This is a genomic window from Nocardioides sp. GXQ0305, assembly GCF_050880345.1.
In the GTDB taxonomy this organism is placed as follows: domain Bacteria; phylum Actinomycetota; class Actinomycetes; order Propionibacteriales; family Nocardioidaceae; genus Nocardioides.
On record NZ_JBNYXG010000001.1, the window covers coordinates 199,949 to 213,282 of the forward strand.

Below are 13,334 nucleotides of genomic sequence, written 5' to 3' on the forward strand. Positions count from 1 at the left end.
ACGACGCTCACCGGCGTCCCTCGACGAGCCGGAGCGCGCGCCGGGGGCAGGCGCGCACCGCGCTCCGCGCGTCGGGCATCAGGTCGTCGGTCACCGAGCCGTGCACGATCGGGTACCCCCACTCGTCGAGGTCGACGAGCTCGGGGAGCAGCTCGTGGCACAGGCCGCGGGCGCGGCACTCGGGCCAGTCGACCCGCAGCTCCCGGGCGGTCACGCGACTCCCCGCCAGGCCTCGTCGCGCTGCCCGGTCCACCGGCAGCCACCCGTGGCGTGCTCGGCGACCTCGCCGGGGAAGGTGGAGAGCAGCGAGCGCACCAGGCGGACGGTGCCGTCCGGGTGGGCACAGGCGCCGCGGCGCACGACCAGGCGGGCGAGCTCCTCGACCCGGCCGGTGCCGCCCCGGCCGGTGCAGAAGGCGTCCACGGCCGAGGCGAGGGCCGGCAGCCCGTTGAAGCACGGCCCGCAGCGGCCCGCGCTCTGCCCGGCGAGGTAGGCCACCACCCGGCGGGTGAGCTCGACCGGGCAGTCGGCCGCGCCGAGGGAGAGCAGCACGCCGGCCCCGAGCGGCGTGCCGAGCGCGCGCATCCGCGGGACCGAGAGGTGCAGGCTGGCGACCGTCTCCCAGGTGGCCCACGACCCGTGGAAGCCACCGAGCAGCACCGGCCGCCCGTGCCGCTCCTCGGGGACGATGTCGCGCACCCGGGCGCCGTACGGCAGCTCGTGGACCACCGGGACGGCGTCCGGCGCGCCGACCGTGAGCAGGGTCGCGCCCGGCTCGGTGGGTGTGCCGATCCGCGCGAACTCGCGGGCTCCGTGGAGTGCGAGCAGCCCGATCCGGGCCCAGGTCTCGGCGTTGCTCAGGAGCGTGGGCCGGCCCTGGTGCCCCGAGACCGCCTCGGGCGCCCAACTGGTCCGGGGCAGGTTGGGGCGCCCGCCGAGCAGCTCGACGACGGCCCGCGCCTGCCCGGCCACGAACCGGGGCTCGGCCGTCCGGGTGAGGACGCGCACCGGGTCGTCGCGCTCGCCGATCGCGGCCCGCATCGAGGCGGCGGCCGTCGGACGCTCGCCCGGGAGGACGACGTGCACCTCCCGGGCCGCGAGCGCCCGGGCGGTCGCGACCACGCCGTCGAGCACCAGGTGGGGACGGGTGAGCGCGAGCGCGGTGTCCTTGCTGCTGGCGGGCTCACCCTCGCTCATGTTGACGACCAGCACCGGTCGCCCGGGACCCAGCGCGGCCAGCTTCCGGACGAACGGGAAGCCGGCCCCGCCGCGGCCGCGCAGGTCGATCCGGTCCAGGTCGTCGCGCAGCGCGCCGGCGTCCGGCCGGGGGAGCGGTCCGTGCTGGTCGCGGTGGGCCGCCAGCCCGGGTCCCCGCTCGATGCCGCACAGCGCGGCCGGGCCCGGTCGGACCGTGAGCTCCGAGGGGGCGCGGACCGGGGAGGGTGGGCCGTCGTCGCGGGCCGCGAGGGGTGGCTGCACGAAGCTGGTGGTCACGGGCTCCTCCGGAGGGGCATGGTCATGCCGTCGCGGACAGGGTCGGTCGGGTCGTCCTCGGTCTTGCTCGCCCGTACCAGGCGCCAGGCGACCGCCGCGGCCACCGCGGCGGCGCAGCACAGGGTCACCCACCACAGGCCGGCGCCCAGGTCGGTTCCCATGCCCGCGCCGTGCAGGATCGAGGTGAGCCACAGCGGGTACACGGACAGGTGCAGGGCGTGCCAGGTACGGCGCCGCATCCGGTGCCGCAGCAGGCTGGTCACGGTCACGACGAGGAGCAGGTCGACGGCCACGGCTCCGAGGCCCAGCCAGACCCGCTCGTGGTCGCCGGTGAACGGGACCAACGCGTGCCACCAGCGGATGTCGACGAACTCGTCGACCACGGAGCTCAGCACGTGCACCGCGACGGTCACGACCGCGAGCAGGGCCACGTTGCGGTGCACCGACTGGACGACGAAGCGGGGCACGCGGGTGCCCGGCCGCCCGCCCAGGGCCAGCACGCCGAGGACCGTGGCCGCGGTGAGCAGGACCAGGGCCACGAGGCCGGTGCTGCGGTTGAGGAACCAGAGGAGCGGGCCCTCCGTCACGACGCCCACCTCCCGCTGGTCGGCAGGCCGGGCCAGCCACCGGTCGTCACGACGTCGCCCCACGGTGGCTGCAGGCGGGCCGGGACGTCCCGGTCGGCGAGCCAGCGCGGGGCCGGGGCTCCCAGCACGACCGCGGCGGTCGACGAGGTGTTGGCCGCGACGCACGAGGGGCCGGCGGCGGTCACGGTCTGCCAGACGGGGTCGGCCGGTCGACCCGTCCGCGGGTCCACGAGGTGGTGGCGCACGACGCCGCGGTGGGTCCACCGGCGTACCCGGGTGCTGGAGGTCGCCAGGCCGCCGTGGTCCAGGGCCACCTCCTGCTCCACCGGGCCACCCGGGGTCTCGGACACCGCGACCCGCCACGGGTGGCCGTCCGGGGCGGCGATCCTCACGTCACCGCCGACGCTGACCAGCGCCGGTGCACCGACCTCGTCCTCGATCGCCGCCGCGATCAGGTCCGCCGCCCAGGCCTTGCCGGTGGAACCCAGGTCGAGCGCGGTGCCAGCGGGGAGCCGGAGCGCCTCCTGCCCCGCGCGGATGTCCCGCCAGGCGTCGGGGGCCGGTGCCGGTGCGGCGGTCCCGTCACCCGGCAGCACGGTCGCCAGCGGCGGGGTCAGCCGGCGCAGGTCCCGGTCGTAGCCCAGCTCCACGAGGGTCCGCCCGAGCAGCGGGCTGACCAGCCCGTCGGTCGCCTCGGCCGCGCGGCACGCGACCTCGACGGCCGCCACGAGCAGCGGGTCGACCTCGACCCAGCGGCCGGCCGAGGCGTTCACGCGGCTGAGGTCGGAGTCGGCGCGGAACCGGCTGCAGGTGGCGTCGACGTCGGCGACGACCGTCTCCGCCAGCCGGACGACGGCGGGCAGCGTCGCCGGCCGCCGTACGGCGAGGAAGAGGTAGCTGCCGAAGGCCTCCAGGACGGTGTGGCGGCGCACGCCGGTCACGACCCGCTGCTGGGGGCGGCGGGCGCCGACCCGGAGCCCGAGGAGCCGGACGACCCGGACGACCCCGACGAGCCGCTCGAGCTGCCCGAGGACGAGGAGGGAACGGGAGCCGGTGCGGGGGTGGAGACCGGCGCCGGTGACGCAGGTGTGCCGGACGTGGGGGCGGGGGCGGTCGGCGCCTCCGGTCGGACGTACCGCACCGTCACCCGCGTGAGGTAGGGCCGCTCGCGGAGGACGGGCTTGCGCGGCCTCCGGTCGGCCGCACCGGTGGCGGAGCCACCGTCGTCGGCGGGCGCCTGCTGCGCGGAGAAGTCGGCCGCGGCGACACCGGACAGCCAGCCGGTGGCCGTGAGCGCACCGACGGCGCCGAGTCCGGTGACCGCGGTGACGGCCAGTCGTCCGCGGTCGCGGTCCCTGCTCGTGTAGGTCATGGGCCCACCCTGCGATCGGGCCGCGCAACCGGGTGTCATGGCACCGTCAAGTCCCTCTCAACGCAGCCCTTGAGGTGCTCTTGACGTCCTCACGAGGCGCGGACAAGGCGCACCGTCCTTCACTGGGGCGATGAGCCTCACCACTGCCCTCGTCGCCGCAGTCACCCTGGCCGCCGGCACCCTCGGCGCCGTCACTGCCTACGAGGTCGCCGCCCCGGAGCCGACCGCCGCCCCGGCGGCCGACGCCGTGGAGCAGCGACCTCGACCCGACCGGCCGCGCTTCGCGCCGTGCGAGAAGCCGGCCAAGCTGCAGCACGGCCGGTGCGTCACCACGGTGACCCGGGAGGTGACCCTGCCCGGCCAGGCCGCCGGGGCCCCGGCTCCTGCGCCTGCCGCCCCGGCCGCTCCGGCTCCGTCTGCGCCCGGGAGCGGGGACGACCAGCCCACCGCGGCCGTCGACGGGCGACGCGACCTCGGGGACGACCTCGAGGAGGTCGACGACGACTACGACGACTACGACGACGACGTCGGCGACGACCTGGGGGACGACCACACCGGCTCGGGTGACACCGGGACCGGGACCCACACCCGCACCGGGACCCGGACCGCCGACACTGGCACGGACGGCTGAGCAGGTGTCAGGGGTCGAGCAGCGGCAGCACGACCTCCACCCGGAACCCACCGTCCGGACCCGGTCCGGCCGTGAGCCGACCGCCGCACGAGGCCGCCGTACGGCGTGCGATGTCGAGGCCGAGCCCGGTGGACCCCGGTCGCTCTCCCGCGACGGGCTGGGGGCCGACCCCCTGGTCCTCGATCCGCAGCCGGACCTCGCCACCCGGGCGGTCGAGGTCCACCGAGAACGCCGTGGGCTCCGCCGTGTGGGCGAACACGTTGTCGACCAGCACGTCGACGAGGTCGGCGAGGTCGTCCGCAGCCAGGGGCACCGGCAGCGGACCGTCCGCGAGCCGAACCCGGGTGGTGCGCCCCTGGTCCTCGGCGAGGGCGAGCCAGTGGTCACAGCGGTCCCGGACCACCGCGACCGCCTCGCAGCGGGCGGCCAGGTCGGTGCGTACCGGCCGGCGGGCCTCGCGGACGATCGCGTCGATGGTGCGTCGGAGGACGTCGACGTGGTCCTGGAGCCGGGGCCCCAGCGACGGGTCCCGCACCGCCTCCGCGTCCAGGCGTAGCGCCGTGACCGGGGTGCGCAGCCGGTGGGAGAGGTCGGCCACGGCCAGCCGCTCCTCGACCAGCAGCTCCGTCGTGCGCTCGGCCAGTCCGTTGAGCGCCCGGGCGAGCTCCTCGGTCTCCTCGGTGCCGCGGACGTCGGCGCGCGCGGCCAGGTCGCCCTCGCGGAGCTGGTGGGCGACCCCCGCGACGTCGAGCAACGGTTCGCTGATGCGTCGGCCCAGCCAGGCCGCGATACCGGCGGCCAGCGCGAGCAGCAGCACGCCCAGCCCGATGATCCCCGCCCAGGCCGTGGTCACGCCGCGCCGGAGGTCGGCCGCGGACACCGTGGTGCGGACGACGGCGGTGCCGTCGCCGGTGACCACCGGCAGCAGCACCCGGCCGCCGGTGTCGTCGACCACCGTGAAGGCCTCGCCGTCCAGGGCCCGGCGTACCTCGGGATCGGTCGCGGACGCCTGGCCCTCCCCGAGCACCCGTCCCCCCGAGGTGAGGACGGCGCTGCGGGCGACGCCACGCTGGTCCCGCCCGGCCACCACCTCGGCGAGCTGCGGCTCCTGCCCGATCCGGGTGACCAGCGTGGCGAGGCTCCGGGCCTCCTGGTCGGCCGCCGCCATCGCGCGGTCCTGGGCGATCGTGCGCACGAGCAGGCAGAGCGGGACGACGAACGACACCACCACCACCGAGGTGGTGGCGACGACCAGCCAGAAGATGCGCCGGCGCACCTCCGGGCCCCTACCCGTCGCCGGGGTCGACCAGGCGGACGCCCACCCCGCGGACGCTGTGCAGGTAGCGCGGCTCGGCCGCCGACTCGCCCAGCTTGCGCCGCAACCACGACAGGTGCACATCGACGGTGCGCTCCGAGCCGCCGTAGGCGTCGCGCCAGATCTCGGACAGCAGCTCGCGCTTGCTCACCACCTCGCCCGACCGGGACGCCAGCGCGAGCAACAGGTCGAACTCCTTGCGGGCCAGCTCCAGCGGTTCGCCCGCGAGGGTGGCGGTCCGGGCCCGTTCGTCGATCACGAGCTCGCCGACGCGAACGGGCGGCGACGGGGCGTCCGCGGTGCCGGCCCGACGGAGCACCGCCCGGATCCGGGCCGCGAGCTGGTCGGTCCCGAACGGCTTCACCACGTAGTCGTCGGCCCCGTTGTCGAGCGCGCGGACCATCGTCGGGTCGTCGTCCTGCGCCGTGATCACGATGATCGGGACGTTCGAGCCGGTGGCCCGGATCATCGAGACCAGGGCCAGGCCGTCGACGTCCGGGAGGCCCAGGTCGAGCAGCACGACCTGGGGGAGGGTGGTGATGACCATCTCCAGGCCGCCTAGACCGGTGGGCGAGGTCGCGACGGCGTACCCGCGCTCCGAGAGGCCGCGGTGGCACGCGGTGCGGATCGCCTCGTCGTCCTCGACCACGAGGATGCTCGTCATGACGCGCACGCTAGCCCGCGGGGCCACGTCCCGTGGGGACGACGTCCCGGTGCGAGGATGAGGCCATGAGGGCCCGTCGGGCGGTCACGCTGGGCGTGCTGGTGTGGATGGTGGTGGCCGTCGCCGGGGCGACCCTGGTCTGGGGCGTGATCTCCCGCGCCGGCGAGGGCGTGTCGGGAGGACTCGACCCCGTCCCCTCGACCGATGGTGGCGAGGGTGCCACGGCGGTAGGAGGCCGGACCCTGTCGGCCTCGCCGTCCCCCTCGCCCTCCCGGTCGCCGTCGCCGCCCACCTCGTCGGACACCTCGTCGCCGGGGGACCCCGGGACCGCCGCGTCAGCCAGCGTCACCCGGACGTGGCAGGGCCCCGCCGGGCTGGTGTCGGCGACGTGTGAGGGCACGGTGATCCGGCACAGCGGCAGCTCGGCCAGCAGCGGCTACCGGATCGAGGTCGACGACACGGGCCCGGACCGGGTCCGGGTCGAGTTCGAGAACGACGAGAGCGGGGTCCGGGTCGAGGCGGAGTGCGTCGACGGGACGCCGGACTTCGTCGTGGACGGCGACGACTGAGGGCCGCGGCCTCGTCGCCGGGACTCAGCGGAAGTCGATGAGCAGCACGTCGCTGTCGCCGCCGTCGCTCACCCGCCGCCCGTCACCGGGGTCGGGGCCCCGGTCGGCGTCGGCCGCGTCGCCGGTGTCGTCGGCGCCGTCGCCGGCCGGGCCGTCGGGTCCGTCGATGACCTGGGCGCGGAAGCACTCGCACCGGTAGGGCAGCTGCATGCCGTCCATGCCGCGGCCGTAGTCGTCGTAGAAGGCCAGCACGTCGGCGACCAGCTGGTCGCGGGCGGTCTCCTCGAGGGTCGCGACGTAGCTGCGGGAGACGGCCAGGTCGACGATCGACTCCCGGTCGATCGGCTGCCAGAACGGGAACTGCTGCTCCTCGACGAAGCCGAACAGGTCGGACTGGACGACGGGGTCATGGGACTCGGTGGCCTCGGCCGCCGCCCCCGGGGAGCCGAGCAGGACGCCGAGGCGGCGTACCCACGGGATCCGCTCGTCGCGGGTGTTCCAGGTGAGCGCGAGGTGTCCGCCGGGGCGCAGCACCCGGGCGATCTCGGGCAGCGCCTGCTCGTGGTCGAACCAGTGGAAGGCCTGGGCCGCCACCACGACGTCGACCGACCGGTCGGGCAGCGGGATCTCCTCGGCACCCGCCTCACTGGTGGGGACGTCGGGGAGGCGCAGCCGGAGCCTCGAGAGCATGTCGGGGTCGGGATCCGTGGCGTGGACGTCGTGGCCGAGTTCGACGAGGACCGAGGTGAGCTTGCCGGTGCCGGCGCCCAGCTCGAGCACCGTGGCCGGCTGGGGGCCGACCAGCCACCGGACCGCCTCGGCCGGGAACGAGGGTCGGCCGCGGTCGTAGGCGTCGGCCACCGGTCCGAAGGAGCGCGCCTGGCGCCGTACGTCGTCGTCCATCCCGGGCAGGCTACCTCCTGGAGGTCCGCGCGATCGGGCACCGTCGCACGGCTAGCCTGACGCCACCATGAGCCCCGAGCTGCTGACCCGCCTGCTGGCCCTCGAGGGCGTGCCGTCGGCCCTGGCGTCGGCCCGTGACGGCATCGACGCGATGCTCCGCGACCGGGGGCTGCGCCGCACCACGCCGGAGACGACCGCGGAGTCCTTGCTGCGCGGCGCCCACGCCAGCGCGGTGCTCGAGGGCTCGTCGTCGTCGCTCGACGACCTGCGCGCCGGGACCGGGGACGACGTGGCGGCGGCGTCGGTCCGGCTCTCCGCCCAGCTGCTGTCGCAGGCGCCGGTGGTGACCCGCTCGCCGCTGCAGGCGTTCGCCCGGTTGCACACCCTTGCGGGCGCCGGATGCGTCCCCGACGAAGCGCTGGGCCGGCCGCGCGACGCCGACGCCGCCGCCCGGCTGCGCGACCTCGGCCCGGTGGTCACGGCCGACGCCCCGGCGCTGCTGGTCGCGGCGGTCGTCCACGCCGAGCTGCTCGCCGCGGAGCCGTTCGCCTCGCACAACGGGCTCGTCGCGCGCGCGGCCGAGCGGCTGGTGCTGGTCGCCCGCGGCCTCGACGCGAAGTCGCTGGTCGTGCCCGAGGCCGGCCACCTGGCGCTGCGGCCGGCGTACGAGGCCCGGTGGCGCGGGTGGCGCGACGGTGGCCGGGCCGGGCAGCACGCGTGGGTGCTGCACGCCGCCGACGCCTACGTCGCCGCGGCCGAGGCGAGCCCGCTGCACGACGTGTGACCGCACATGCGAGCGGCACCCGGCTCGAGCGAGACGGGTGCCGCCGCTGACACGTGAGACCCGGCTACCAGGCGTGCATCTCGTAGTTGCTGCCCCGGGCAGATCCCGGATGACAGGCGCCCTGTAGGAAGGGTGGATCGCCGCGTGGGTACCAGGCTCACGTGCGGGCTTGTGGAGTTGTTCTCTCCCCTCGAGGACTGGTCTACGCCTCGACGAGCTGCACTTCAAGACTTGATTTCCGCGCCCGGGTGTGGGGGTCCGGCGTGTCGCGTCAGTCACCGACCCGACGGCGTCGGGCGTTGGTCCAGACCAGCCCTCCGAGCGCCAGCGCCCCGCCCACGGCGAGCGCGGCGAGGGTGGGCGTCCGGGGTGGCAGGGGGACCCGGCTGCGGAGCGCGACCGGCTTGTCGAAGACGAGGACCGGCCAGCCCCGGGAGGTGGCCACGCGGCGCAGCTCCTTGTCGGGGTTGACCGCGTGCGGGTGGCCGACCGCCTCCAGCATCGGCACGTCGGTGGAGGAGTCGCTGTAGCCGTAGGAGGCGTCGAGGTCGTAGCCCTCGGTGCGCGCGAGGTCGGCCATGGCGCGCGCCTTCTCCTCGGCGTACGCGTAGTACTCGATCTCGCCGGTGTAGCGGCCGTCGACGATCTCCAGCCGGGTCGCCACCACCCGGTCGGCTCCGAGCATCGCGCCGATCGGCTCGACCACCTCGGCGCCGCTGGTCGACACGATGACGATGTCGCGGCCCGCCAGCCGGTGCTCGGCCATCAGGCTCACCGCCTCGTCGTAGACCAGCGGCTCGACGATGTTGTAGAGGGTGTCGGCCACGATCTCGCGGACCGTCGCGACGTCCCAGCCGGCACAGAGCTGGGACATGAACGCTCGCATCTTCTCCATCTGGTCGTGGTCGGCGCCCCCGACCGCGTAGACGAACTGGGCGTACGCCGACCGCAGCACCGCGCGTCGCGAGATCAGCCCGCCCGCCTGGAACGGCTTGCTGAAGGCCAGGGTGCTCGACTTGGCGATGATCGTCTTGTCGAGGTCGAAGAAGGCCGCGGTCGGGCGGGAACTCACGTCACCACTGTATGGGCGGACGGTGACCCCGTCCGGCCATTTGCGGTCCACAGCCCCCGGTCCCGGCACCTTGTCCACAGCCCGGCCGCGACGTCCTCGACCACCGACACCGGCCCGGGCACGCTGCCACCCATGAGCGCACCCCTGGTCATCACCCGCGACGAGTCGTTGCTCGACGAGCTGCTGCGGCTGGCGGCGGCCGCCGGCGTCACGCCCGACGTCGCCCCCGACGGCGTGGGCGGCCTCGCCGGGTGGTCCGCCGCACCCCTGGTCCTGGTGGGGGCCGACGTGGCCCCCGAGCTCGCCGACCTGAGGCCGCGTCGCCGGGAGGGGGTCCACGTGGTCTCCTTCGGCGGGTTCGGCGACGACGCGATGGCGGTCGCCCTCGCCCTCGGCGCCGAGAACGTCGCCGACCTGCCGAGGTCCGGGGAGTGGGTGGTCGAGCTGCTCACCGACCTGGGTGACGAACGGCCCCGGAGGGCGTGGACCGTCGGCGTGGTCGGGGGCTCCGGCGGGGCGGGCGCCACCGTCTTCGCGGCTGCGCTGGGACAGGTGGCGGCCCGGTCCGGGCCGACGCTCGTGATCGACGCCGACCGGATCGGCCCCGGGCTCGACCGGGTGCTCGGCATGGAGGGCCGCACCGGCGTGCGCTGGGACGAGCTGTGCCGCACCACCGGTCGGCTCGGGGCGGCGTCGCTGCGCGAGGGGGTCCCCCGCCAGGCCTCGCTCGGCGTGCTGACGTTCTACGCCGGGAAGCAGCCGCCACTGCCCGCGTTCGCGGTGCGGGAGGTGGTCGCCGCCGCCCAGCGCGGCCACGACACCGTGGTGGTCGACTGCCCGCGCGTCCGCGACGAGGTGCTCGACGAGGTGCTGGTGCGGTGCGACCGGGTGGTCGTGGTGTCCCGGCCGACGCTCGCAGGCCTGACCTCCACCGAGCGGGTGGTCGGCGGGCTGCCCGACCCGCGGCGGGCCGCGCTGCTGCTCCGTGGCGCGGGCCTCGACGCCGACGAGGTCGGGCGGGTGCTCACGACTCCCGTCCTGGCGGCGATGGGGGACCAGCGCGGTCTCGCGGAGGCCGTCGACCTCGGCCTCGGCCCGGTGCGCTCCCGGCGCGGCCCCCTCGCCCGGGCCGCCCGCGTCGTGCTGGGCGAGACGCCCGCCCGCGAGACCGCCGCGTGACCGAAGCGCCCGCCGACCTGGTCGACCTGGTCCGCGACCGGCTGGCGCGGGAGCCCGGGACGCTCACCCCCCACCGGGTGGCCGACGCGCTGCGCGGCGCCGGCCACCCGGTCGGCGACACCACGGTGCTCGCGGTCCACGAGACCCTGCGGCGCGACGTCGTCGGCGCGGGGCCCCTCGAGCCGCTGCTCCGCCTCCCGGGAGTCACCGACGTGCTCGTCAACGGTCCCGAGGAGGTCTACCTCGACCGGGGCGACGGCCTGGAGCGCACCGACCTGCGCTTCGCCGACGACGACGCCGTGCGTCGCCTCGCGCAGCGGCTGGCGGCCTCGGGCGGCCGGCGGCTCGACGACGCCTCGCCCTACGTCGACGTGCGGCTCGCCGACGGGAGCCGGTTCCACGCGGTGCTCGCCCCGGTGGCCCGACCCGGCACCATCGTCTCGCTGCGGGTCCCGAGCGCCCGCGTGCTCTCGCTGGCCGACCTGGTCGGGCTCGGCACCGTGACCGACGAGGGCGCCCGGCTGCTGGCCGCGATCGTGCGCCGTCGGCTCGCCTTCCTGGTCTCGGGCGGCACCGGCGCCGGCAAGACCACGCTGCTGGCCAGCCTGCTCACGCTCGCCGACCCCGCCGAGCGCCTCGTCGTGGTCGAGGACGCCAGCGAGCTGCGACCCGACCACCCCCACGTCGTCGGCCTCGAGGCCCGCCCGGCCAACCTGGAGGGAGCGGGCGGGGTGGCGGTGCAGGACCTGGTGCGGCAGGCGCTCCGGATGCGCCCCGACCGACTCGTCGTCGGCGAGGTGCGCGACGCCTCGGTCACCGACCTGCTCGCTGCCCTCAACACCGGCCACGAGGGTGGCTGCGGCACCATCCACGCCAACTCCGCGGTCGACGTCGCGGCCCGGGTCGAGGCGCTCGCGCTGGCGGCCGGGTGGGGCCGGGCCGCCACGCACAGCCAGCTGGCCTCCGCGCTCGACGCCGTGGTCCACGTCGCCCGCACGGCCGACGGGCGCCGGCTGGTGCGCGAGGTCGCCGTCCCCGTGCGCTCGCCCGACGGGTGGGTGTCGCTCGAGCCTGCGGTGGAGTTCGGCGACGACGGGTCGATGCGCTACGGCGCGGGTGCCGCCCGGCTCGAGCGCCGCCTGGCGCCATGACCTGGCTCCCGGTGCTGGCCGGTCTGGCGGCCGGAGCGGCGGCCGTGCTGCTCCTCCCCGCCGCTCCCCGGGCGCCGGTGCCCCCACCGGCACGGCGGTGGCTGCTGCTGGTCCCGGTACCCGGGATCGTGCTGCTGCTCCTGGTGGGGTCCGGCGTCCCGGCGGCGCTGCTGCTGCTCGCGACCCTGCTGGCGGCCGGGGGCAGGGCGCTGGTCGGCGTACGACGACGCCGGGCCGAGTCGACGCGCACCGCCGAGCGGGTGCTGGAGACCTGCGAGCTGGTGGCCGCCGAGCTGGTCGCCGGGCAGTCTCCGGTCGTGGCGCTCCGGCGCGCGGCGGAGGAGTGGCCGGCGCTCGCACCCGTCGCCGAGGCCGGTGGGCTCGGCAGCGACCCCGCGGTCGCCCTCCACGACCTGTCGCGCACCCCCGGCGCCGCCGACCTGCGCCTGGTCGCCGCCGCCTGGACCGTCGCCCACCGCACCGGCAGCGGCCTGGCCGACGCGCTGGGGCGGGTCGCCGGCGCGATCCGCGACCGGCGCACCACCGCGCGCGTCGTCGCCTCCGAGCTGGCCTCGGCCCGGGCGACCGCCCGGCTGGTCGCCGCACTTCCCGTCGCGATGCTGGTGCTCGGTGGCGGGCACGGGTCGGGCGCCTGGGAGTTCCTGCTCGGCCACCCGGTCGGCGTGGCCTGCCTGGCGGCCGGCGTCACCCTCGGTCTGGCGGGGCTGTGGTGGATCGAACGGATCGCCGACGGGGTGTCCCGGTGACCGCCTGGGCCGCCGCGCTGCTGGCGGGACTCGCGGTCGTCCTCGCCGGCACCCCTCGCCCGCGTGCCGGCCCGCGCACCCGCGAGCTCGACCCGGCCGGCCGCGACTGGCTCCGGAGAGGTCGGTGGGTGTGGGGCGTGTCGGCCGGCTCCGCCTGCTGGACGTTCCGACCCGGCTGGGGCGGGCTGGTGGTCGGGGTCGTGGTGGCGGTGCTCGTGGCCAGGTTCGCCGGGTCGGCCGAGCCCGCCGAGGTGCGACGTCGGCGTGAGGAGCTCCGTGCCGACCTCCCCGTGCTGGTGCTGCTCCTGGCCACGACCCTGCGCGCGGGTGCCCCACCGGCCGAGGCGGTACGGCGCACCTGCCTCGCGCTCCCCGGCGAGGCCGCCGACCGGCTGTCACCGGTGACCGACCGGCTCGCGCTCGGCAGCGACCCGGTCGCGGTCTGGGGCGACGTCGCCCGCGAGCCCGACCTGGCGCCGCTCGGGCGCGCCATGTCACGGGCCCAGCGCTCGGGCTCTCCCGTCGCCGCCACGGTCGAGCGGCTCGCCGGCGAGCTGGCGGCGTCGGCCCGGGCCGAGGTCGAGGACCGCGCGCGAGCGGTCGGCGTGCGGGCCGCCGTCCCGCTCGGGGTCTGCCTGCTGCCCTCGTTCCTGCTTCTCGGGGTGGTGCCGATGGTCGCCGGCCTGGTGTCCGGACTGGGCCTGTGAGGCCCGATCCGCGCCACCTGGTCTCCACAGCACCACCCCGGTCCGGGTGTTCCACAGGCGCGCCGGTGGTCGTCGCGCGAGGCGTCCCCCGGCGGCCAGAGTCGGCGCCTGAGGGCCGCACCGGCGGCGCGCGAGAGGA

General features: G+C 76.5%; 16 protein-coding genes. 7 read left to right on the forward strand and 9 right to left on the reverse strand.

Features of this window, described 5'->3' with window-relative positions; genetic code table 11:
• Positions 1-7 precede the first annotated feature (7 nt).
• The 5 genes from ACQ1X7_RS00975 to ACQ1X7_RS00995 are packed head-to-tail and all read right to left on the reverse strand — an operon-like array spanning position 8 to position 3,453.
• The gene (locus tag ACQ1X7_RS00975; RefSeq protein WP_432476273.1) at positions 8-214 is read right to left on the reverse strand and encodes a ferredoxin; all 207 of its coding nucleotides are present in this window, start codon (positions 212-214) and stop codon (positions 8-10) included.
• Positions 211-1,494, reverse strand: a complete 1,284-nt coding sequence (locus ACQ1X7_RS00980) for an NADH-ubiquinone oxidoreductase-F iron-sulfur binding region domain-containing protein (protein ID WP_432476274.1) — start codon at positions 1,492-1,494, stop codon at positions 211-213. Before ACQ1X7_RS00980 ends, ACQ1X7_RS00975 begins: the two co-directional genes overlap by 4 nt.
• Positions 1,491-2,081, reverse strand: coding sequence for a ferric reductase-like transmembrane domain-containing protein (locus tag ACQ1X7_RS00985; RefSeq protein ID WP_432476275.1), 591 nt, complete (start codon positions 2,079-2,081; stop codon positions 1,491-1,493). The genes ACQ1X7_RS00980 and ACQ1X7_RS00985 overlap by 4 nt, the downstream gene beginning before the upstream one ends.
• The gene (locus ACQ1X7_RS00990) at positions 2,078-3,022 is read right to left on the reverse strand and encodes an FAD:protein FMN transferase (protein ID WP_432476276.1); all 945 of its coding nucleotides are present in this window, start codon (positions 3,020-3,022) and stop codon (positions 2,078-2,080) included. The genes ACQ1X7_RS00985 and ACQ1X7_RS00990 overlap by 4 nt, the downstream gene beginning before the upstream one ends.
• Positions 3,019-3,453 carry a hypothetical protein gene (locus ACQ1X7_RS00995; RefSeq protein ID WP_432476277.1) on the reverse strand — a complete coding sequence of 145 codons (435 nt, stop codon included), beginning with the start codon at positions 3,451-3,453 and terminating at the stop codon, positions 3,019-3,021. Before ACQ1X7_RS00995 ends, ACQ1X7_RS00990 begins: the two co-directional genes overlap by 4 nt.
• 130 nt (positions 3,454-3,583) lie before the next feature.
• Here ACQ1X7_RS00995 and ACQ1X7_RS01000 point away from each other — a divergent pair, with 130 nt between their 5' ends.
• Entirely contained in the window at positions 3,584-4,084 is a 501-nt protein-coding gene (locus ACQ1X7_RS01000; RefSeq protein ID WP_432476278.1) for a hypothetical protein, read from the forward strand.
• Positions 4,085-4,091: 7 nt separating this feature from the next.
• Here ACQ1X7_RS01000 and ACQ1X7_RS01005 read toward each other — a convergent pair whose 3' ends face one another.
• Positions 4,092-5,360 carry an ATP-binding protein gene (locus tag ACQ1X7_RS01005; RefSeq protein ID WP_432476279.1) on the reverse strand — a complete coding sequence of 423 codons (1,269 nt, stop codon included), beginning with the start codon at positions 5,358-5,360 and terminating at the stop codon, positions 4,092-4,094.
• 10 nt (positions 5,361-5,370) lie between these two features.
• Positions 5,371-6,063 (reverse strand): response regulator transcription factor, encoded by a 693-nt coding sequence (locus tag ACQ1X7_RS01010; protein ID WP_432476280.1) that lies wholly within the window; start codon positions 6,061-6,063, stop codon positions 5,371-5,373.
• Between the two features lie 65 nt (positions 6,064-6,128).
• Between ACQ1X7_RS01010 and ACQ1X7_RS01015 the strand changes: the two genes are divergently transcribed.
• Positions 6,129-6,632 carry a hypothetical protein gene (locus ACQ1X7_RS01015; protein ID WP_432476281.1) on the forward strand — a complete coding sequence of 168 codons (504 nt, stop codon included), beginning with the start codon at positions 6,129-6,131 and terminating at the stop codon, positions 6,630-6,632.
• 24 nt (positions 6,633-6,656) lie between these two features.
• Here the strand turns inward: ACQ1X7_RS01015 and ACQ1X7_RS01020 are convergent, their stop codons facing one another.
• Positions 6,657-7,535: a class I SAM-dependent methyltransferase gene (locus tag ACQ1X7_RS01020; RefSeq protein WP_432476282.1), complete on the reverse strand. Its 879-nt coding sequence runs from the start codon at positions 7,533-7,535 to the stop codon at positions 6,657-6,659.
• Between the two features lie 67 nt (positions 7,536-7,602).
• On the opposite strand from ACQ1X7_RS01020, the gene ACQ1X7_RS01025 reads away from it, so the two are divergent.
• Positions 7,603-8,319: an oxidoreductase gene (locus ACQ1X7_RS01025; protein ID WP_432476283.1), complete on the forward strand. Its 717-nt coding sequence runs from the start codon at positions 7,603-7,605 to the stop codon at positions 8,317-8,319.
• Positions 8,320-8,590: 271 nt separating this feature from the next.
• On the opposite strand, the gene ACQ1X7_RS01030 is transcribed toward ACQ1X7_RS01025, so the two are convergent.
• On the reverse strand, positions 8,591-9,391 hold the full coding sequence (locus ACQ1X7_RS01030; protein ID WP_432476284.1) for an HAD family hydrolase: 801 nt from the start codon (positions 9,389-9,391) through the stop codon (positions 8,591-8,593).
• A 132-nt stretch (positions 9,392-9,523) separates the two neighbouring features.
• Here ACQ1X7_RS01030 and ssd point away from each other — a divergent pair, with 132 nt between their 5' ends.
• Genes ssd through ACQ1X7_RS01050 form a run of 4 tightly spaced genes read left to right on the forward strand, consistent with a single transcriptional unit; the run spans position 9,524 to position 13,195 of the window.
• The gene (gene ssd, locus ACQ1X7_RS01035) at positions 9,524-10,570 is read left to right on the forward strand and encodes a septum site-determining protein Ssd (RefSeq protein ID WP_432476285.1); all 1,047 of its coding nucleotides are present in this window, start codon (positions 9,524-9,526) and stop codon (positions 10,568-10,570) included.
• Positions 10,567-11,721: a TadA family conjugal transfer-associated ATPase gene (locus ACQ1X7_RS01040; protein ID WP_432476286.1), complete on the forward strand. Its 1,155-nt coding sequence runs from the start codon at positions 10,567-10,569 to the stop codon at positions 11,719-11,721. The genes ssd and ACQ1X7_RS01040 overlap by 4 nt, the downstream gene beginning before the upstream one ends.
• Positions 11,718-12,488, forward strand: coding sequence for a type II secretion system F family protein (locus ACQ1X7_RS01045; protein ID WP_432476287.1), 771 nt, complete (start codon positions 11,718-11,720; stop codon positions 12,486-12,488). Before ACQ1X7_RS01040 ends, ACQ1X7_RS01045 begins: the two co-directional genes overlap by 4 nt.
• Positions 12,485-13,195 (forward strand): type II secretion system F family protein, encoded by a 711-nt coding sequence (locus tag ACQ1X7_RS01050; protein WP_432476288.1) that lies wholly within the window; start codon positions 12,485-12,487, stop codon positions 13,193-13,195. Before ACQ1X7_RS01045 ends, ACQ1X7_RS01050 begins: the two co-directional genes overlap by 4 nt.
• The last annotated feature ends 139 nt before the right edge of the window (positions 13,196-13,334 follow it).